At 61.0% G+C, this 19,363-nt stretch carries 16 protein-coding genes and 2 riboswitches; of the genes, 10 read left to right on the top strand and 6 right to left on the bottom strand.

Going from position 1 to position 19,363, the window contains the following annotated elements; genetic code table 11:
* The 4 genes from rimO to ACE3PH_RS10690 all read right to left on the bottom strand — a co-directional run bounded on the left by rimO (position 1) and on the right by ACE3PH_RS10690 (position 4,824).
* The gene (rimO, locus tag ACE3PH_RS10675; protein WP_374318716.1) at positions 1 to 1,422 is read right to left on the bottom strand and encodes a 30S ribosomal protein S12 methylthiotransferase RimO; all 1,422 of its coding nucleotides are present in this window, start codon (positions 1,420 to 1,422) and stop codon (positions 1 to 3) included.
* 68 nt (positions 1,423 to 1,490) lie between these two features.
* A complete protein-coding gene (gene ribA / locus ACE3PH_RS10680) occupies positions 1,491 to 2,147 on the bottom strand; it encodes a GTP cyclohydrolase II (protein ID WP_374318718.1) in 657 nt (218 codons plus the stop codon).
* A 65-nt stretch (positions 2,148 to 2,212) separates the two neighbouring features.
* Complete coding sequence (locus tag ACE3PH_RS10685; protein ID WP_374318720.1) at positions 2,213 to 2,845, bottom strand: response regulator transcription factor; 633 nt, start codon at positions 2,843 to 2,845, stop codon at positions 2,213 to 2,215.
* On the bottom strand, positions 2,842 to 4,824 hold the full coding sequence (locus ACE3PH_RS10690; protein ID WP_374318722.1) for a sensor histidine kinase: 1,983 nt from the start codon (positions 4,822 to 4,824) through the stop codon (positions 2,842 to 2,844). The genes ACE3PH_RS10685 and ACE3PH_RS10690 overlap by 4 nt, the downstream gene beginning before the upstream one ends.
* Positions 4,825 to 4,953: 129 nt before the next feature.
* Between ACE3PH_RS10690 and ACE3PH_RS10695 the strand changes: the two genes are divergently transcribed.
* The 9 genes from ACE3PH_RS10695 to gcvP all read left to right on the top strand — a co-directional run bounded on the left by ACE3PH_RS10695 (position 4,954) and on the right by gcvP (position 15,311).
* A complete protein-coding gene (locus ACE3PH_RS10695; RefSeq protein ID WP_374318724.1) occupies positions 4,954 to 5,967 on the top strand; it encodes a TRAP transporter substrate-binding protein in 1,014 nt (337 codons plus the stop codon).
* 87 nt (positions 5,968 to 6,054) lie between these two features.
* Positions 6,055 to 6,663 carry a TRAP transporter small permease gene (locus ACE3PH_RS10700; protein WP_374318726.1) on the top strand — a complete coding sequence of 203 codons (609 nt, stop codon included), beginning with the start codon at positions 6,055 to 6,057 and terminating at the stop codon, positions 6,661 to 6,663.
* A gap of 11 nt (positions 6,664 to 6,674) precedes the next feature.
* Positions 6,675 to 7,955, top strand: a complete 1,281-nt coding sequence (locus ACE3PH_RS10705) for a TRAP transporter large permease (protein ID WP_374318728.1) — start codon at positions 6,675 to 6,677, stop codon at positions 7,953 to 7,955.
* 129 nt (positions 7,956 to 8,084) lie between these two features.
* Positions 8,085 to 8,645 carry a cytochrome b gene (locus ACE3PH_RS10710; RefSeq protein WP_374318730.1) on the top strand — a complete coding sequence of 187 codons (561 nt, stop codon included), beginning with the start codon at positions 8,085 to 8,087 and terminating at the stop codon, positions 8,643 to 8,645.
* A gap of 26 nt (positions 8,646 to 8,671) precedes the next feature.
* The gene (locus ACE3PH_RS10715) at positions 8,672 to 9,925 is read left to right on the top strand and encodes a hypothetical protein (RefSeq protein ID WP_374318732.1); all 1,254 of its coding nucleotides are present in this window, start codon (positions 8,672 to 8,674) and stop codon (positions 9,923 to 9,925) included.
* Positions 9,926 to 9,946: 21 nt separating this feature from the next.
* Positions 9,947 to 10,324, top strand: a complete 378-nt coding sequence (locus ACE3PH_RS10720; protein WP_374318734.1) for a cytochrome c family protein — start codon at positions 9,947 to 9,949, stop codon at positions 10,322 to 10,324.
* A 105-nt stretch (positions 10,325 to 10,429) separates the two neighbouring features.
* A riboswitch (glycine riboswitch) is annotated at positions 10,430 to 10,533 on the top strand.
* A 12-nt stretch (positions 10,534 to 10,545) separates the two neighbouring features.
* Positions 10,546 to 10,677: riboswitch (glycine riboswitch) on the top strand.
* A 78-nt stretch (positions 10,678 to 10,755) separates the two neighbouring features.
* Positions 10,756 to 11,871 (top strand): glycine cleavage system aminomethyltransferase GcvT, encoded by a 1,116-nt coding sequence (gene gcvT, locus ACE3PH_RS10725; RefSeq protein WP_374318737.1) that lies wholly within the window; start codon positions 10,756 to 10,758, stop codon positions 11,869 to 11,871.
* 86 nt (positions 11,872 to 11,957) lie between these two features.
* Complete coding sequence (gene gcvH / locus ACE3PH_RS10730) at positions 11,958 to 12,332, top strand: glycine cleavage system protein GcvH (protein WP_374318739.1); 375 nt, start codon at positions 11,958 to 11,960, stop codon at positions 12,330 to 12,332.
* Between the two features lie 72 nt (positions 12,333 to 12,404).
* On the top strand, positions 12,405 to 15,311 hold the full coding sequence (gcvP, locus tag ACE3PH_RS10735; RefSeq protein ID WP_374318741.1) for an aminomethyl-transferring glycine dehydrogenase: 2,907 nt from the start codon (positions 12,405 to 12,407) through the stop codon (positions 15,309 to 15,311).
* On the opposite strand, the gene ACE3PH_RS10740 is transcribed toward gcvP, so the two are convergent.
* Positions 15,305 to 16,123: a pyruvate, water dikinase regulatory protein gene (locus ACE3PH_RS10740; protein ID WP_374318743.1), complete on the bottom strand. Its 819-nt coding sequence runs from the start codon at positions 16,121 to 16,123 to the stop codon at positions 15,305 to 15,307. The two genes, gcvP and ACE3PH_RS10740, sit on opposite strands and share 7 nt — an antisense overlap.
* A 73-nt stretch (positions 16,124 to 16,196) precedes the next feature.
* Entirely contained in the window at positions 16,197 to 16,631 is a 435-nt protein-coding gene (locus ACE3PH_RS10745) for an organic hydroperoxide resistance protein (protein ID WP_374318745.1), read from the bottom strand.
* A gap of 293 nt (positions 16,632 to 16,924) precedes the next feature.
* On the opposite strand from ACE3PH_RS10745, the gene ppsA reads away from it, so the two are divergent.
* Positions 16,925 to 19,330, top strand: coding sequence for a phosphoenolpyruvate synthase (ppsA, locus tag ACE3PH_RS10750; protein WP_374318747.1), 2,406 nt, complete (start codon positions 16,925 to 16,927; stop codon positions 19,328 to 19,330).
* The last annotated feature ends 33 nt before the right edge of the window (positions 19,331 to 19,363 follow it).

Consider the following 19,363-nt stretch of genomic DNA (forward strand, 5'->3'; position numbering starts at 1 on the left):
TCAGATTGGCAACGCGACCAGATCGTGCCCTTCAACGGCGACGATGCGGGCACGCGTGAACTCACCGACCTTGAGGGTTTTGCTGGCCTTTTCAGGCGGCAACAAACGCACGGTGCCATCGATTTCGGGCGCATCGGCATAAGTACGCCCCACCCCACCTCGACGGCCCAGCGCCGGTGCGCTGTCCACCAGCACCTGCATCGTGGCACCTACACGGCGCTGCAACTTGGTGATGGACACCTCTTCCGCCACGGCCATGAAGCGGGCGCGGCGCTCTTCCCGCACCTCATCCGGCAAGGCCCCGGGCAGTGCATTGGCGGGCGCCCCTTCGATCGGCGAATAGGCGAAGCAACCGGCGCGGTCGATTTGCGCTTCACGCATGAAATCCAGCAGATACTGGAATTCGTCTTCTGTTTCACCCGGGAAACCGGCAATGAAGGTGCTGCGAACGACGATTTCGGGACAGATTTCGCGCCAACGCAGCAGGCGGTCCAGGTTTTTCTCGCCGCTAGCTGGGCGCTTCATGCGTTTGAGGACATCGGGATGCGCATGCTGGAACGGCACGTCCAGATACGGCAGGATCAAGCCTTCAGCCATCAGCGGTACGATCTCGTCCACATGGGGATAGGGGTACACATAGTGCAAGCGCACCCAGGCCCCATACGCCTTGGCCATCTCACCCAACTGAGCGGCCAGGTCATACATGCGGGTCTTGACCGGCTTGCCGTCCCAGAAACCGGTGCGGTACTTGACGTCCACACCGTAGGCGCTGGTGTCCTGGCTGATAACCAGCAGCTCCTTGACCCCCGACTCGAACAAGGCCCGCGCTTCAGAGAGCACCTCGCCCACCGGACGTGAGACGAGGTCACCGCGCATGCTGGGGATGATGCAGAAAGCGCAACGGTGGTTACAGCCCTCGCTGATCTTCAGATAGGCATAGTGTTTCGGGGTGAGCTTGATGCCGGCCACGCCGCGCGCTTCTGGCACCAGATCCATGAACGGATCATGCGGCTTGGGTACGTGCAGGTGCACGGCATCCATCACCTCCTGGGTGGCATGGGGGCCCGTGACCGCCAGCACCCTCGGGTGAACTTCCTGAATCAGGTTGCCCCCCTCTGCCCCGGCCTTGGCACCCAGGCACCCGGTGACGATGACCTTGCCGTTTTCCGCCAACGCTTCACCAATGGTGTCCAGGCTTTCCTTGACAGCATCGTCAATGAAGCCACAGGTGTTGACGATGACCAGGTCCGCACCGGCAAAGGTCTTGGAGGTGTCATAGCCCTCCGCGCGCAACTGGGTCAGGATGAGTTCCGAGTCGGTCAGCGCCTTGGGACATCCCAGGCTGACGAACCCGATCTTGGGTGGGGTGACAGAGTTGGCAGCGCCCTGATCGGCCTGCGCAGAAGATGGCAATGAGGTCATAGCCCGACATTGTCGGGGAAAACACCTTCATTGCGGGGGCCTGGGGGCATCTGCGCCCGTGCAAAAGCTCAGATCCAGTCGATCTGGTGTCCCAATTTGCTGGCTTTGGTCGCCAGGTAGCGCTCGTTTTCAGACTGGGTGGCACTGCGAACCGGCACCCGCTCTGTCACCTTGACCCCATGCGACTCCAGGGTCGTCACCTTGCGCGGGTTGTTGGTCATCAGCCGGACCGACTTCACGCCACACAACTCCAGGATGCGGGCTGCCACATCGAAATTACGCATATCGGCCGGGAAACCCAGGCGGTGGTTGGCCTCAACGGTGTCGAGCCCTTCATCGTCTTGCAACTGATAGGCCCGGATCTTGTTCAGCAAACCGATCCCCCGGCCCTCCTGACGAAGGTACACCACCACCCCACGGCCCTCCTGGCCAATGCGCTCCAGCGCCAGATTCAATTGGGGACCGCAGTCACAACGCAGTGACCCGAACACATCACCCGTCATGCATTCGGAGTGCACGCGCACAAGCACGTTCTCGCCCATGTCACCCATCACCAGCGCGAGGTGCTCCTTGCCAGTGCCCTCTTCCTTGAACACTTTCAGGGTAAAGGTGCCATCAGGCGTAGGCAGGCGCGCCTCGGCAGCCTGGACCACGGGGGCGGTCGGCTTGGGCGCGGGGTCGCCTGCGTAGGCGACGGTGGACGGCTGTGGGGTCTCCGGCGACATGAAATACATCCTCATCCCGCATCAGCGGGGGGTGCAATGTTAGCCGCAAGTCGACCTGCTTGCATTCAGCGGGCATTAATTCGACTCAGCCAACCAGCCAGTTCTGCTGCAGAACGCACGCCGAGCTTGGAAAATACGCGGGCCCGATGCACTTCCACCGTGCGCACCGCGATGTGCAATTCATCGCCAATCACCTTGTTGAGCTTGCCCGCTGCCACCCTGACCATGACCTCTCGCTCGCGCTCGCTGAGGCTGGCAAGACGGGCAGACTGTTCAGCTGCCTGCGTGTCTTGGGTGTGCATGGCTGCCTCGACAGCCAAAGCCTGCTCAATGCGGTCCACCAGGGTGTTGTCGCTATAGGGTTTTTCGAGGAAATCGAAAGCGCCTTTCTTGAGGGCTTCGACCACCATTGGAATATCTCCGTGACCGCTGAGGAACAGCACTGGGTTGCGAATGCCATCCTCCACCAGTTGCTCCTGCAGGCGCAGGCCCGACATGGGCTCCATGCGCACATCGAGCAAGAACACCCCCCTTACGGGCTTGGGCATGCGCGACAGGAATGACTGCAAGGCGAGCCCACTCTCGAACGAATGCACCACCAGCCCGCGAGACCCCAACAGGAACGCCAATGCCTCCCGTACCACGGCCTCGTCATCAACCAGATACACCACCCCGGTGTGGATGTCATCGAGCTTCATTCTTCCCTTTCTACTTGCTCATCGTGGTCCGCGCCGTCACGGGGCACGGTGAAGGAGAAACAGGCGCCGCCCCCAGGCATGTCCTCGGCATCAAAGGCACCATAGTGCAACTCGATGATGGAGCGGCAGATGGCCAAGCCCATCCCCATCCCTTCATCCTTGGTGGAAAAGAACGGCTCGCATAGCTCCTCGACGCACTTGCCGCCCAAACCCGGCCCGTTATCCGTGACGGACACCTTGACGAACCGGTCACCCATGGCCAGAGACGTCGACACCGTCAAGCGACGTTGGCCGATGAAGCCCGACAAGGCGTCGCAGGCGTTGCGAACCAGGTTGACCACCACCTGCTCGATCAAGACCGGGTCAATGATGGCCTTCGGGATGCCAGGATCCAGCGCCCAGATCAAATCGACCTGCTGTCGCGCGAAATCGCGCTTGAGCAAGGCCACGGCGGACTCGACCACAGGATTGAGGTCGCAGGCCTCCAGCTGTGGCTCGTGCCGCGTGAGGAACTCCCGAATGCGCTTGACGATGCGGCCAGCGTGCGCAGCCTGTTCACCCATGCGCTGCAGGGCACCCAGCAACTGGGCATCGGTCTCATGCCGGCGCTGCAGGGCGTTCAGCAAACCGGTGTTGTAGCTGATGATCACACTCAGCGGCTGGTTGAGTTCATGAGCCAGGGTCGACGCCACTTCGCCCAGCATCGTCAGCCGTGCGTGGTGGGCCATGGCTTCGACTTGCTTGCGCTCCCGCTCTTCCAGTCGCTTGCGCTCCGTGACATCGATGACGGAAGCCATCCAGCCAATGTGCTTGCCTGCGGCATCGACCAGCGGCGCTTCGTAGACCATGACATCCACCACATGACCGTCCCGATGCAACCAGCGTGACTCATACCCGCCACGGATGGCCTGCCCGGCCATCGTCCTCTGGTGACGACGCATGATCTGATCCAGGTCATCGGGCACCCAATACGGCATGGGCGGCATCAAACCGACCAGCTCCTCTGGCTTGAAGCCGACCATGTCGGCCAGCGTCTTGTTGACGTAAACCAGCCGGCCTTGCAGATCACGTGCGCGGATGCCCACGGCCAGCGAGTCTTCCATCGCCGTCCGCCAGGCCACCTCGGTTCGCCAACCCATTTCGGCTCGTGAGACGACGCGCATCTGGCGCCGCAGCATCCAGCTGGCCACGCTGAGCAGGCCTACGAAGCCGGCCATGAGGGCAACTGGCATCGAGCGCCACCAGGGCTGGATCTGCTCACGCGCAGTGAGCTCCAGAAAAGCCTGCGGCAACGACGGCCCCAAGGCAACACGGTACCAAGCCAGGTCCTTCTGCCTGGCACCGTCGGAGGTCGAGGCGATGACCTCCCCCAGTTCGTCCACCAAGCGGACCTCGTATTTGCGCGCCAGCCACCACGGCACCTTCTGTCTCAAAACGGCCACAGCAGAATAGCGCGCCACCAGAATACCGGCCGGCTTGCCATCTTTGCCGGCCACCGTTGCCGACAAATGCCCGGACAAGCCACCGTCATCACCCAAGGACCGTGCGGCAGAGTTGGCCGGCAAGGTGTCATCCGGCACCTGCGAGACAATCCGGCCTGAGCCGTCGATCCACGTGACACTCACCCAGAAGCGCCTCAGACCGTCTAGTACCAGGGCGTTCTCAGCAAAACTGCGGGCATCCACCCGGCCTGCACCGATGATGTCGGCCAGGCTCTTGAGGCGGGCGCCCTCGGCCTCGATCCGGTTGCTCAACTGAGACTCGAGTGAGAGCGCATCCGTGATCATTGCCGCGCGTTGCGCCTCACGCTCGCCCACCTCGACAGACCGCAGCCAGAACATCACCCCACCAACGAACAGCAGGGACAACACCAGCGGCCACGCCCACATGCTGACGAGCATGGCGTGGTGCCAGGGGCTGCGACTCTGACCGGAATCGGGCAACTCTGGTCGCGGCGGTGGGGCAATCGGTGTGGTCATCAGGCATCAAGTCTATGGGCCAGCACATACAGCGCACATCAACACCGTGCACGTATGTGGAACTCCACAATTCCGGTCAAACGAAGGGGTCGGAACAATCCGACACATACCAACACTAGGAGACTGACCATGACCTCTCTTCTGCGACGCAGCCTGCTGGCCCTGACCGCATCCGCTGCGCTGGTGCCTGCGGCGTTCGCCCAATCGCCCATTGTCATCAAGTTCAGCCATGTGGTTGCTGCCGACACCCCAAAAGGTAAGGCTGCCGACTTTTTCGCCAAGCGCGCCGCTGAACTGACCAAGGGCCGCGTGAAGGTCGAGGTCTATCCGAACAGCCAGCTCTACAAGGACAAGGAAGAGCTGGAAGCCCTGCAACTGGGCTCGGTCCAGATGCTGGCCCCCTCGCTGTCCAAGTTTGCACCGCTGGGCGTGAAGGAATTCGAAGTCTTCGATCTGCCCTTCATCTTCGATGACTACAACGATCTCCACAAGGTCACCCAGGGCCCCGTTGGCCAAGGCCTGCTGAAGAAGCTCGAAACCCGCGGCATCACCGGGCTGGCCTACTGGGACAACGGCTTCAAGGTCATGTCTGCCAACAAGCCACTCAAGTCCGTGGAAGACTACCGTGGCCTGAAGATGCGCATCCAGTCCTCCAAGGTACTCGATGCCCAGATGCGTGCGCTGGGCGCCCTGCCTCAGGTGCTGGCTTTCTCCGAGACCTACCAAGCCCTTCAGACTGGCGTGGTCGACGGCACCGAAAACCCACCGTCCAACCTGTACACCCAAAAGATGCACGAAGTGCAGAAGTACCTGAGTGTCACCAACCACGGTTACCTGGGCTATGCCGTCGTGGTGAACAAGAAGTTCTGGGATGGGCTGCCGGCTGACATCCGCGCTGCGCTGACCAAGGCGATGGCAGAGGCCACCAAGGTAGGCAATGACGCCGCCTTCAAGGACAACCAGGACGCACTGGCCAAGGTGAAGGCCTCAGGCAAGACCACGATCTACCAACCCACGATCGGCGAACGTTTCTTGCTGAAGAAGGCCCTGATCCCCGTGCACAAGCAAATGTCGTCGCGCATTGGCGAGTCCATCATCCAGGAAATCTACAAGGAAACCAACTTCGATCCCACCAAGCTGTGATCGATGTGGGTTGACCACTCAGACCCACGCCCCGGCGTGGGTTTTTTATGGTCTGAGCAGATTCAAAACTACTGAGGAGACACAGCCATGAAATGGCTTGATCATCTCGAAGAGTGGCTGATTGCCACCTTCATGGGCGCCGCGACGCTCATCACCTTCATCGCAGTTGTGCACCGCTATGCAGTCGGCTTCTCATCGCCGCTGCAAAACTGGCTGCTGGGCATCGACATGGCCTGGGCACAAGAAGCCACCATCTACCTGTTTGTGTGGATGGCCAAGTTCGGGGCGGCCTACGGTGTCCGCACCGGCATCCACGTCGGTGTCGACGTACTCATCAACCGACTTGAGCCGGGGAAGCGTCGCTTCTTCGTGCTGTTCGGCCTGCTGGCAGGCGCCTTGTTCACTGGTGCCATCGCCACCATGGGCGCGGGCTTCGTGTGGCACAACGGGGCAGACTTCGCCTTCCACCATGCCATGGGCATGGACACCAGCGAGCTCATCGAAGGCCCGACCACCCCAGACCTCGAGTGGCCCACCTGGATCATTTACTTGGCCATTCCGCTGGGGTCGTCGCTGATGTGCTTCCGCTTCCTGCAGGTCGCCTGGAACTTCGCCCGAGGCGGTGAACTGCCGCACCACGACCACGGCCACGTCGATGGTCTGGACGACGACGAACCAGCCAAAGCCAGCACCTGAGGAGCCTCAACATGAGTGGAATCATCATTTTCGGGCTGTTGTTGGCCCTCATGCTCACGGGCATGCCCATCTCCATTTCGCTGGGCCTGACCGTTCTGACCTTCATTTTCGGCTTCACGCAGGTGCCGGTGGAATCCGTCGCACTGAAGTTGTTCACAGGCATTGAGAAGTTCGAGATCATGGCGATCCCGTTCTTCATTCTCGCCGGCAACTTCCTGACCCATGGCGGCGTTGCCCGACGCATGATCAACTTCGCGACCAGCATGGTGGGTCACTGGTATGGCGGCCTCGGTCTCGCTGGCGTGGTTGCCTGTGCACTGTTTGCTGCTGTTTCAGGCTCGTCTCCGGCAACCGTGGTGGCCATTGGCTCGATCCTGCTGCCTGCCATGGAAAAGGCTGGTTTCCCCAAGCGCTTTGGCGCCGGGATCATCACCACATCCGGTGCGCTGGGCATCCTGATCCCGCCCTCCATCGTGATGGTGATGTACTCCGTATCGACCAACACCTCGGTGGGCTCGCTGTTCATGGCTGGTGTCATCCCGGGCCTGTTGCTGGCTTTCCTACTGGGGCTCACCGCCTGGTGGCGCGCTCGGAAGTTCAACTACCCGCGCATGGAAAAGGCGAGTTGGGGCCAGCGCGCCAAGGCGCTTCGTGAGTCCATCTGGGGTTTGTTGCTGATCGTCATCGTGATGGGCGGCATCTACACCGGCATCTTCACGCCCACAGAAGCCGCAGCCATGAGCGCCGTGTATGCGTTCTTCATCGCGGTGTTTGTCTACAAGGACATGCGCTTGAAGGACGTACCCCGTGTGCTGCTGAGCTCGGCCAACATGAGTGCGATGCTGCTGTACATCATCACCAACGCGGTGCTGTTCAGCTTCGTTCTGGCCAACGAAAACATCCCTCAGCATCTGGCTGACTGGCTCGTTGGCATGGGCCTGGGTCCCATCGCCTTCTTGCTGGTGGTCAATATCCTGCTGCTGGTGGCCGGCAACTTCATGGAACCCTCTTCCATCGTGCTGATCATGGCGCCCATCCTGTTCCCGGTGGCCATGCGCTTGGGCATCGATCCAGTGCACTTCGGCATCCTGATCGTGGTGAACATGGAAGTGGGCATGTGCCACCCGCCTGTGGGCCTGAACCTCTACGTGGCATCTGGCATCACCAAGATGGGCATCACCGAGTTGACCGTGGCGGTCTGGCCATGGCTGCTCACGATGCTGGGCTTCCTGATGCTGGTGACCTACTGGCCAGGCTTGTCACTGTGGCTGCCGCAGATGCTGGGCCGATAAGCTGCGACATACCCTCGAATTCACGCCGACATGCCTCCATGGCTGTCGGCGTTTTTTTTCGCCTGTGCGTTACCTAAAAACACAAACGCGCTACACTTCCGTCAAAATGTGCAAGTTACACTTTTGAATATGAAATCCAACGCTTATGGGGCAGTTGCGCCAACCGCATGGCCCAAGACCGTCCGCGCACTTCACTGGCTCACGGTGATGGTCATCCTGGCCACCTTCGCTTTGATTCTCGGTCGAGAGTTTCTTGATGACGATGATCTGCAAGCCCCCTTGCTGCAATGGCACCGCTACGCAGGCATGGCAGCGTGGCTCATCACACTGGCACGCATCCCGCTCAGAAGCATGGCCGATGCACCCGACCATGAGTTAGGTGCGATGGCCAGAAAAGTATCTTCAGCCGTACATGGCCTGCTCTACCTCATGTTGCTGGCCATGCCGGTGATCGGCTATTTACTGGTCTGCGCCAGAACGGGCAAGGTCGATTTCCTCGGTATGCCCCTGCCCGTTCTGATCGCCCGCAACCGGGATCTGGCCGAAACCATTGAAACCATCCATGGCGTCATCGGCTGGACCATGCTGGGGCTCATTGGCGCCCACGCTGCCGCGGCGCTATGGCACCACTTCTTTGTCAAGGACAACGTGCTGAAAAGCATGCTGGGCAGTCGCCCCCGACTGAACTGATTTTCCCCAACCGAAAAGGACCCCCCATGTCCCTCAAACAAACCCTGCAAAGCCACATCGGCTGGGTCGTGGCCACTGTGGTGACCGTGGCCTTCAGCCAAGCGGCCCAAGCGGTTCCGAGCTACGCCCGCCAAACCGGACAGGACTGCGTCGCCTGCCACATTGGTGGTTTCGGACCTCAGTTGACGCCCTATGGCATCAAGTTCAAGCTGGGCGGCTACACCGACACCGACGGCAAGGATGGCAAAGTGCCACTGTCCGGCATGGTCGCGGCCTCCTACACCAACAACAAGGACAAGACTGCTGACGCCGGCCGCAAGAGCGCCCTCGATGAAGCTTCCTTGTTTGTAGCAGGCAGACTGGCCGACAAACTCGGCACCTTCATCCAGATCACCAACGAACCAGCAGACCACCACACTGCACTGGATCAGGTCGACATCCGTTACGCGGTGCCGCTGACCCTGGCGGGCAAGGACAGCATCGTGGGCCTGTCGGTGAACAACAACCCCGGTGTTCAGGATCCGTTCAACAACCTGTCACCGTGGAGCTTCCCCTATCAGCCCAGCCACGGTGGCAATGCCGTTGGTGCCGAACGTGCCGGCCTGGGCGGACTGGAAGGCAACGTGATCGGCGCCAACGTCTACACCATCTGGGACAACGCGGTGTATGGCGAGCTGGGCCTCTACAACACCCTCTCCCCCACCGTGCAGTCGAAGACCGGCGTTGCATCCCTGCAGGACGCCATTGATTTCGGCCGTCTCAACAACGCTCTCTACTGGCGCCTGGGCTACATGCAGGATCTGCGCACCAGCGCCTGGTCGGTTGGTCTGGTCGGCTTCGACGGCAAGATCAAGGACCGCGGTGGCAACACGACGTTCAGCAACTTCTCGGACATCGGTGTCGATGCCAGCTATCAACTGCTGGGCACCCGTGAACACATCGTGACCGTGAATGGCAGCTACATCCGCGAGCACGACTCCGTCAGTGGCGTCAACACCAACGACTACAAGCTGACCAGCTCATACGTCTACCGCAACACCTATGGCGCAACCCTGGGCCTATTCAAGGCCACGGCCTCGGATCACCAGAACCAGAACAGCGGCTACATCCTGCAAGGCGACTTCACCCCCTGGGGCAAGGAGTCTTCCTGGGCTGAGCCATGGGCAAACCTGCGCTTGGGCGCCCAATACGTGGGTTACAACAGCTACACCGAAGAAGGCACGAAGTTCAAGGCCAGCGACAAGAACACCTTGTACCTGTTTGCCTGGACTTCATTCTGATCGGGACAAGGAGTACACAACATGAAATCACATGTCATGGCACTGCTGTCGGCCAGCATGCTGACGGTGTTGAGCCCGTTTGCGCACGCGGCCCCCAGCATCGAGCGTGGTGGTGATGTCTTCGACGGTCAATGTGCGGAGTGCCACAGCCTCAAGTCGGGCAAAAACAAGAAGGGCCCAAGCTTGTTTGCCAGCATCGGACGCAAGGCCGGCACGGTTCCCGACTATGTCTACTCTGAGGCCATGAAGCAAAGTGGCATCACCTGGACCCCGGAAAAGATGACGGCCTACATCGATGGCCCAAAGAGCGTCGTTCCAGGTGGCAAGATGAAGTTCGATGGCAAGCTGACCCCACAGGAGTCCGCTGACCTGATGGCGTTCCTGTCCACCGTTCATTGAACACGGGATTCCGGTCACGCCCCGGTATCTCGTGCAGAACTCGCAACGCCCCGGCCCTCCGGGGCGTTGTTTTTTCTGGTCATGGTCGTCAGGCCTGACATACAATTCGGCTCGCTAGGAGAGAGTTGCCTTTGAGGCAGCCGCCGAAGGCGCAGGGTCAGGTGCATGCAACTACCCGAACGCTCAGGCAAAAGGACTGGCAGACATGGTTGATTGCAACCATGATCCTCACTGGAGAGAGTCAGGTCACGTCAAACTGACAGCAGCCTGACCACCGAAGGGGCAAGCCCGCACCATGCTGCCAGGCAGCATGATGGGTCAATCTCTCAGGTAAAGCGGACAGCGAGGGCAGCCTATCTGTGTGGAAATCCGTTTCCAGCAGGTGGATCACAACGATTGCCCTCCCTGGTCTCACAAGGCCAGCTTTGCTCATGTCTGCTGAACTGCTCAAGACCCCGCTGCACGCCCTGCACATCGAACTCGGTGCCAAGATGGTGCCTTTCGGCGGCTATGACATGCCGGTGCAATATGCCTCCGGCATCATCACCGAGCACAAGCACACCCGCACGGCCGCTGGCCTGTTTGACGTGTCCCACATGGGGCAGGTCCTGCTGCAGGGTGAAGGTGCCGATGCCGCGCTGGAATCCATCGTCCCCGTCGACATCATCGATCTGCCAAAATTCAAGCAACGCTATGCCCTGTTCACCAATGACCAGGGCGGCATCCTTGACGATCTGATGGTGACCCGCCGCGACCATGATCTGTTCGTGGTCGTCAATGCTGCCTGCAAGGCGCAAGACATCGCCCACATGCAGCAACACATCGGGTCGCGTTGCACCGTGCGCCCTCTGCCAGACCAGGCCCTGCTGGCGCTGCAAGGCCCACAGGCCGTCACCGCCCTCGCCCGGCTGAATGCAGGCGTGCAGACCCTGGTCTTCATGACCGGTGGCCACGTCACGCTGGATGGCATCGACTGTTTCGTCACACGCTCGGGCTATACCGGTGAGGACGGCTTCGAAATCTCCGTGCCGGCAGACAAGGCTGAACAACTGGCCCGCGCCTTGCTGGCACAACCCGAAGTCAAGCCCATTGGCCTGGGTGCACGCGACACCCTGCGCCTGGAAGCCGGTCTGTGCCTCTACGGCCACGACATCGACACCACGACCACCCCCGTGGAGGGCAGCATCACCTGGGCCATTCAGAAAGTGCGTCGCGCTGGCGGCGCCCGTGCGGGCGGCTACCCGGGTGCCAGCGTGATCGATACCCAGCTGGCCCAAGGCGCGTCACGCAAACGCGTGGGCCTCATCAGCTCCGAGCGCATGCCCGTTCGTGAAGGCTCCCGGGTGATCACTGCCGATGGTACCGACATCGGCGTGGTCACCAGCGGCTCCCCCAGCCCCAGCCTGGGCCAACCCATTGCCCTGGCCTACGTCAGCAGCAAGCTGAGCGCGGTCGGCACCGAAGTCTTTGCTGTGGTGCGCGACAAACGTGTGGCCATGACAGTCACCACCCTGCCTTTCGTGCCCAACCGCTACTACCGCGGCTGATTCACCACGCCGTCACGGCTCAGGGCTGAGATACTCACGCCCGTTCGGCAAAACCAATTCAATTTCATTTTTTCAGGATGTCCATCATGACCATCAAGTACACGCCCGATCACGAATGGCTGCAGATCAACGCCGATGGCACGGCCACCGTCGGCATCACCCAGCATGCGCAAGACGCCTTGGGTGACGTGGTGTTCGTCGACCTGCCCGCCGTGGGCGCTTCGTTCCAGCCCAAGGATGTGGCTGGTGTGGTCGAGTCAGTCAAGGCGGCTGCAGACGTGTACATGCCTGTGACCGGCGACATCGTGGAAGTCAACGAAGCCCTGCGCGATGACCCCTCTCTGGCCAACACGGACCCGACCGGTGCAGGCTGGTTCTTCAAGGTCAAGCTGGCCAACCCGGCAGAAATCGACGCCCTGCTGGACGCCACCGCTTACGACGATCTGCTGAAGAACGCCTGAGCGAACGCGCCTGAGAAGGTCGCCTCTTGAGGTGACCTTCTCCCCCCTGTTGTCCTGCCGCCGCCGAACACCATGCCGAACATCACCTTGCCCACGCTCGCCCAACTCGAGAACGCCGCCGAATTCCAGGAACGCCACATCGGCCCCGGTGCCGAAGACCAGGCTCACATGCTGAGCGCCATTGGCGCCGCCAGCCGCGAAGCCCTGATCCGAGACATCGTTCCCGCTTCCATCCGTCGCCCTGCGCCAATGGAATTGCCTGCGCCCGTGACGGAATCCCAGGCACTCGCCGAGCTCAAGGCCATCGCATCGCAAAACAAGCTGATGCGCAACTTCATCGGGCAAGGTTATTACGGCACACACACGCCGGGCGTCATCCTGCGCAACATCCTTGAGAACCCAGCCTGGTATACCGCCTACACGCCATACCAGGCCGAAATTTCCCAAGGGCGCATGGAAGCCCTGGTGAACTTCCAGACCATGGTGACCGATCTGACCGGCCTGGCCATGGCCAACGCCTCGATGCTGGACGAGGCTACCGCTGCAGCGGAAGCCATGACCCTGGCGGCCCGGGCTGGTAAAAGCAAGAGCACCCGCTTTGTGGTCTGCCATGACGTGCTGCCACAGACCCTGGAAGTGATCCAGACCCGTGCTCGTCCACTGGACATCACGGTGGACGTGGTCCACGCCAGCGCCCTGCCGACCTACCTCGACAAGACCGAGTGCTTCGGCGCGCTGCTGCAATACCCTGGCGTGAATGGCCAGATCCGCGACCTGCGCCCGCTGATCAACGCGCTGCACGCCAAGGGTGCACTGGCCATTGTTGCCGCCGACCTGCTGGCGCTGACTGTGCTCACGCCACCGGGAGAACTGGGCGCGGACATTGCCCTGGGCTCCACCCAGCGCTTTGGCATGCCCATGGGCAATGGGGGTCCTCACGCGGCCTATCTGGCCACCAAGGACGAGTTCAAGCGTTCGATGCCAGGCCGCCTGGTCGGTGTCAGCGTCGACAGCCACGGCAACCCGGCCTACCGACTCGCCCTGCAAACCCGCGAGCAGCACATCCGCCGCGAAAAGGCGACATCCAACATCTGCACTGCCCAGGTGCTGCCGGCTGTCATCGCCAGCATGTACGCGGTCTACCACGGCCCCAAAGGGCTGCAGCGCATTGCGCAGCGGGTGGCCAGCTACACCGCCATCCTCGCCGAAGGCCTGAAGTCACTCGGTCGCGAGCTGCTGCATGACAGCTACTTCGACACCATCCAGGTGCTCGCCAACGATGCGGATGCCGTGATCGCCGCTGCGGAAAAGGCAGGCATGAACCTGCGCCGCGCCAGCATCGACACCATTTCGGTTTCGCTGGACGAGACCACCACCCGCAACGACATCATCGATCTGTGGACCGTCTTTGCCGGTGGCAAGGCCCTGCCCTCGTTCGCCGCGTTCGACAACGGCATTGCGCTCGCCGTGCCAGCTGGCCTGCGCCGGGAAAGCGGCTTCCTGACGCACCCGGTGTTCAACAGCCACCACAGCGAAACCGAGATGCTGCGCTACCTGCGCGCCCTGTCTGACAAGGACCTGGCGCTGGACCGCACCATGATCCCGCTGGGCTCTTGCACCATGAAGCTCAATGCGACCAGCGAGATGATCCCCATCACCTGGCCGGAGTTCGCGCACGTGCATCCTTTCGCACCGCGTGAACAACTCAAGGGCTACGACCTGCTCAATGAAGAACTGTGCGCCTGGCTGTCTCAAGCCACGGGCTATGCCGGCATCAGCCTGCAACCCAACGCCGGCTCACAGGGCGAATACGCCGGCCTGCTGATCATCAAGGCGTGGCACGAATCGCGCGGCGAAGGCCATCGCGACATCTGCCTGATTCCAGAATCGGCGCATGGCACGAACCCCGCCAGCGCCCACATGGCGGGCATGAAGGTGGTGGTCACCAAGTGTGATGCCGACGGCAACGTGGATCTGGATGACCTGCGCGCGAAGTGCGAACAGCACAGTGCCAACCTCGCGGCCGTCATGATCACCTACCCATCGACCTACGGGGTGTTCGAAACACGCGTCACCGAACTGTGCAAGCTGGTTCACGAACATGGCGGTCGCGTCTATGTAGACGGCGCCAACATGAATGCACTGGTTGGTTTGGCTGCACCGGGTCAATTCGGAGGTGATGTCAGCCACCTGAACCTGCACAAGACCTTCTGCATCCCCCACGGCGGTGGCGGGCCAGGTGTCGGCCCTGTCTGCGTGGCCGCAGACCTGGTCCCCTTCCTGCCCGCTCACCGCTCGGCCAGCCTGGGCACCGATGTGCAAGTGGGCGCTATTTCCGCAGCCCCGCTGGGCAACGCCGCCGTGCTGCCCATCAGTTGGATGTACATCCGCATGATGGGCGCCGAGGGCCTCAAGGCCGCCACAGAAGTGGCCATCCTCAATGCCAACTACGTGGCTGCCCGCTTGGCAGACCACTACGACATCCACTTCAGTGGTGGCAGCCAAACCGTCAAGGGCGGTGGCGTGGCACACGAGTGCATCCTCGATCTGCGTCCGCTCAAGGAAAGCAGCGGTGTCAGCGCCGAAGACGTCGCCAAGCGCCTGATCGACTATGGCTTCCACGCTCCGACGCTGAGCTTCCCGGTTGCCGGCACCTTGATGGTCGAGCCAACCGAGAGCGAATCCCGTTTTGAACTGGATCGCTTCTGCGACGCGATGATCGCCATCCGCGAGGAAATTCGCCAGGTCGAGCAAGGGCAATGGCCGCAGGATGACAACCCGCTCAAGCATGCTCCGCACACGGCCGCCAGCCTGATGACGAGCGACTGGGCACACCCCTATAGCCGCGAAACTGCCGCCTACCCGGTGGCTGCGTTGCGCCAGCAGAAGTACTGGTCGCCGGTCGGCCGCGTCGACAACGTCTACGGCGACCGCAACCTGTTCTGTTCCTGCGTGCCGGTCAGCGACTACGCTCAGTAAGTCAGCCGCTCGGGCTTCAAGTCATTGAGGATGGTCGTGGCGATCTCCTCAATCGACTTGTGGGTGGACGAGAGCCATGAAATGCCTTCACGGCGCATCATGGCCTCGGCCTGCGATACCTCATGACGGCAGTTTTCCAGGCTGGCATAGCGGCTGCCTGGGCGGCGCTCATTGCGGATCTGCGAAAGCCGTACCGGGTCGATCGTCAAACCGAAGCACTTTTTCTTGTGCGCCTTGAGCATCGGCGGCAGGAAGCCCCGGTCGAAGTCTTCAGGAATCAAGGGAACATTGGCCGCCTTGATGCCGTGCTGCATGGCCAGATACAGCGATGTGGGCGTCTTGCCGCATCGACTCACACCCACCAGCACCACATCGGCCATTTCCAGGTTACGCGCTGACTGACCGTCGTCATGCTCCAGGGCGAAGTTGATGGCGTCGATGCGGCTGTTGTATTCCGAATCCTTCGACACATCGCTGAATCGGCCGACCTTGTGGTTGGAGGGCAGGCCAAACTCCTCCTCCAGTGGCTCCACAAAGGTCTTGATCAGGTCAAAAACCTTGCCTTGACAGGTGCGGACAATGTCCAGCACATCGCGGTTCGCAAACGTGGTGAACACGATGGGGCGCTTGCCCTCGCGCTCAGCCACACCGTTGACCTCGCGAACCAGCTGGAACCCCTTGTCGACGGTATCAATGAAGGGGCGACGGATGTGACGTGCCTTGACAGCAAACTGGGCCATGATGGCGTTGCCCAGTGTCTCGGCAGTGATGCCCGTGCCATCCGACACGAAGAATACGGAACGATCAGACATGGAGACAAATCCGGCACGGCCGGCTCAAACCTGTGATGGCCGGATTGTCTCTCCAAAGAACACTGCCTGAAGGTCAAACGAGGTTCAATGTCACCTCGATATTGCCCCGTGTTGCGTTCGAGTAGGGGCAGACCTGATGCGCGGCCGCCACCAGCGCTTCTGCGACGTCACGTGGCCACTCGGGGACATGGATATTCAGCGTCACGGCAATGCCGAACCCTTTGTCCGTCGGGCCGATGCCCACGGCAGACTGGATCTGCGTGCCTGCCGGCAACAACTTCTTTTGTTGGCCAGCCACAAAGCCCATTGCGCCAATGAAGCAGGCTGCGTAGCCTGCAGCAAACAATTGCTCAGGGTTTGTGCCATCGCCCTTGCCGCCCATTTCGACGGGGCGAGCCAGAGCCACATCGAGTCGACGGTCGTTACTCACTGCTCGCCCGTCACGTCCGCCGGTAGCGGTTGCGTGGGCGGTGTAAATGACTTGCTTGAGAATCGTTGGGGTGCTCATGTCAGTACCTTTCATTTGACTTTCCATCAATTCAATTGTGTACAATTGAATTGATGGAAATGCTAAACAAGATCGAACTCAGGCGCAGATCGCACCCATAAAACCCTGCCAGCACGAGGGCAATTCGTCCGAAAACCCCGGATGACATGGTTTTACGAGCCCATGACCACCGCCAGGCCCGCCTTGCGCCTAAAATCCTCGCCAATCGTTGCAGCCAGACACCGTCGACCAGAACAACAACACCCAGTCGACTCCGTCAGCCAACCCGAATTTTTTACTATCTGGAGTTTGTAATGTCTCAACGCTTCGAGCCGACCGCTTTGGTCGTGCCCTTCGAACAATTGCGCATGTCCGACGTCGAAGTCGTCGGCGGCAAAAATGCCAGCCTGGGTGAAATGATCTCCCAGTTGCCCAACGGTGTACGTGTGCCTACAGGTTTTGCGACGACGGCTCACGCCTTCCGCGAGTTCCTCAAGCACGACGGCCTGTCGGACCGCATCAGCCAACGTCTGGCCACCCTCGACACCGAAGATGTCCGCGCCCTGGCTGCCGCTGGTGCAGAAATCCGCGGCTGGGTTGAAGCACAGCCCTTCCCTGCCGATCTGGAAAAAGCCATCCGCGACGCCTTCGTCACGCTCGCAGGCGACAACCTCGAAGCGTCCTTTGCAGTGCGCTCGTCGGCCACCGCAGAAGACCTGCCCGATGCATCGTTTGCAGGCCAACAGGAAACCTTCCTGAACGTCGTCGGCATCGAAGACATCCTCCACAAGATGAAGGAAGTGTTCGCCTCGCTGTACAACGACCGCGCCATTTCCTACCGTGTGCACAAGGGCTTTGCCCATGACGTGGTAGCCCTGTCTGCCGGTGTGCAGCGCATGGTGCGCTCGGACCTGGGCGCCGCTGGCGTGATGTTCACCATCGACACCGAATCGGGCTTCCCCGATGTGGTGTTCATCACCTCCAGCTACGGCCTGGGTGAAACCGTGGTGCAAGGTGCCGTCAACCCTGACGAGTTCTATGCTCACAAGCCAGCATTGAAAGCCGGCAAGCAAGCCGTCATCCGCCGCAACCTGGGTTCCAAGCTGATCAAGATGGAGTTCAGCACCCCGGAAGAAAAGGCCGCCACCGGCAAGCTGGTCAAGACCGTCGACACCACGGTCGAAGCACGCAACCGTTACAGCCTGACCAACGACGACGTCACCGAGCTGGCCAAGTACGCACTGATCATCGAAGAGCACTATGGCCGCCCGATGGACATCGAGTGGGGCAAGGACGGCATCGACGGCAAGCTCTACATCCTGCAAGCACGCCCTGAAACGGTGAAGAGCCAGCAAACCGGCCAGTCCGAGCAGCGCTTCAAGCTCAAGAGCACCGGCACCGTGCTGGCCGAAGGCCGCGCCATTGGTCAAAAGATCGGCACCGGCCCTGTTCGTCTGGTGCACTCCATCACCGAAATGGACCGCGTGCAACCTGGTGACGTCCTGGTCACCGACATGACGGACCCCAACTGGGAACCCGTGATGAAGCGCGCCAGTGCCATCGTCACCAACCGCGGTGGTCGTACCTGCCACGCCGCCATCATTGCGCGCGAATTGGGCATCCCTGCCGTGGTAGGTTGTGGCGACGCAACCGAGCGACTGAAGGACGGCGCCCTGGTGACCGTGGCCTGCTCTGAAGGCGATACCGGCTTCATCTACGACGGCCTGCTGGAAACCGAAGTCACCGAAGTGACTCGTGGCGAAATGCCGCACGTCGGCGTCAAGATCATGATGAACGTGGGCAATCCCCAACTGGCGTTCGACTTTGCCCAGATGCCCAACAGCGGCGTGGGTCTGGCTCGCCTCGAGTTCATCATCAACAACAACATTGGCGTGCACCCGAAGGCCATCCTCGACTATCCGAATGTCGACAGCGACCTGAAGAAAGCCGTCGAGTCGGTGGCCCGTGGCCATGCCAGCCCCCGCGCGTTCTACGTCGACAAGCTGGCCGAAGGCATCGCGACCATCGCTGCGGCTTTCTGGCCCAAGCCCGTCATCGTCCGCCTGTCCGACTTCAAGTCCAACGAGTACAAGAAGCTGATTGGTGGCTCGCGCTATGAGCCCGAGGAAGAAAACCCCATGCTGGGCTTCCGCGGTGCGTCTCGCTACATCAGCGAAGACTTTGGCGAAGCCTTTGCCATGGAATGCGAAGCCCTCAAGCGGGTGCGCATCGACATGGGCCTGACCAACGTCGAGATCATGGTGCCCTTCGTGCGCACCCTGAAGCAGGCTGAGCGTGTGACCAACATGCTGGCCGACCACGGTCTGATCCGTGGCGCCAAGGGCGGCGCAGATGGCCTGCGCGTCATCATGATGTGTGAAGTGCCCTCCAACGCCATCCTCGCCGAGCAGTTCCTCGAGTTCTTCGACGGCATGTCCATTGGCTCGAACGACCTGACCCAGCTCACACTGGGCCTCGACCGTGACTCCGGTCTCGAACTGCTGGCACAAGACTTCGACGAGCGTGATCCGGCCGTGAAGGCCATGATTTCGCGCGCCATCGCAGCCTGCCGCGCCACCGGCAAATACGTCGGCATCTGCGGTCAAGGCCCCAGCGATCACCCTGATTTCGCTGACTGGCTGGCCGACGAAGGCATCGTGTCCATCTCGCTGAATCCGGACACCGTGTACGACACTTGGCAACGACTGGCAAAAAAGTAATATAATCGAAAGCTTTTCACCCGTCAGTTAATG

Origin of the sequence: Aquabacterium sp. (assembly GCF_041909175.1) — a bacterium.
Lineage (GTDB): Bacteria > Pseudomonadota > Gammaproteobacteria > Burkholderiales > Burkholderiaceae_C > Aquabacterium.

Excerpts from the sequence above, each read along its gene's own strand:
- rimO (WP_374318716.1), bottom strand. The coding sequence starts at position 1,422 with ATGACCTCATTGCCATCTTCTGCGCAGGCCGATCAGGGCGCTGCCAAC.
- ribA (WP_374318718.1), bottom strand. The coding sequence starts at position 2,147 with ATGTCGCCGGAGACCCCACAGCCGTCCACCGTCGCCTACGCAGGCGAC.
- ACE3PH_RS10685 (WP_374318720.1), bottom strand. The coding sequence starts at position 2,845 with ATGAAGCTCGATGACATCCACACCGGGGTGGTGTATCTGGTTGATGAC.
- ACE3PH_RS10690 (WP_374318722.1), bottom strand. The coding sequence starts at position 4,824 with ATGACCACACCGATTGCCCCACCGCCGCGACCAGAGTTGCCCGATTCC.
- ACE3PH_RS10695 (WP_374318724.1), top strand. The coding sequence starts at position 4,954 with ATGACCTCTCTTCTGCGACGCAGCCTGCTGGCCCTGACCGCATCCGCT.
- ACE3PH_RS10700 (WP_374318726.1), top strand. The coding sequence starts at position 6,055 with ATGAAATGGCTTGATCATCTCGAAGAGTGGCTGATTGCCACCTTCATG.
- ACE3PH_RS10705 (WP_374318728.1), top strand. The coding sequence starts at position 6,675 with ATGAGTGGAATCATCATTTTCGGGCTGTTGTTGGCCCTCATGCTCACG.
- ACE3PH_RS10710 (WP_374318730.1), top strand. The coding sequence starts at position 8,085 with ATGAAATCCAACGCTTATGGGGCAGTTGCGCCAACCGCATGGCCCAAG.
- ACE3PH_RS10715 (WP_374318732.1), top strand. The coding sequence starts at position 8,672 with ATGTCCCTCAAACAAACCCTGCAAAGCCACATCGGCTGGGTCGTGGCC.
- ACE3PH_RS10720 (WP_374318734.1), top strand. The coding sequence starts at position 9,947 with ATGAAATCACATGTCATGGCACTGCTGTCGGCCAGCATGCTGACGGTG.
- gcvT (WP_374318737.1), top strand. The coding sequence starts at position 10,756 with ATGTCTGCTGAACTGCTCAAGACCCCGCTGCACGCCCTGCACATCGAA.
- gcvH (WP_374318739.1), top strand. The coding sequence starts at position 11,958 with ATGACCATCAAGTACACGCCCGATCACGAATGGCTGCAGATCAACGCC.
- gcvP (WP_374318741.1), top strand. The coding sequence starts at position 12,405 with ATGCCGAACATCACCTTGCCCACGCTCGCCCAACTCGAGAACGCCGCC.
- ACE3PH_RS10740 (WP_374318743.1), bottom strand. The coding sequence starts at position 16,123 with ATGTCTGATCGTTCCGTATTCTTCGTGTCGGATGGCACGGGCATCACT.
- ACE3PH_RS10745 (WP_374318745.1), bottom strand. The coding sequence starts at position 16,631 with ATGAGCACCCCAACGATTCTCAAGCAAGTCATTTACACCGCCCACGCA.
- ppsA (WP_374318747.1), top strand. The coding sequence starts at position 16,925 with ATGTCTCAACGCTTCGAGCCGACCGCTTTGGTCGTGCCCTTCGAACAA.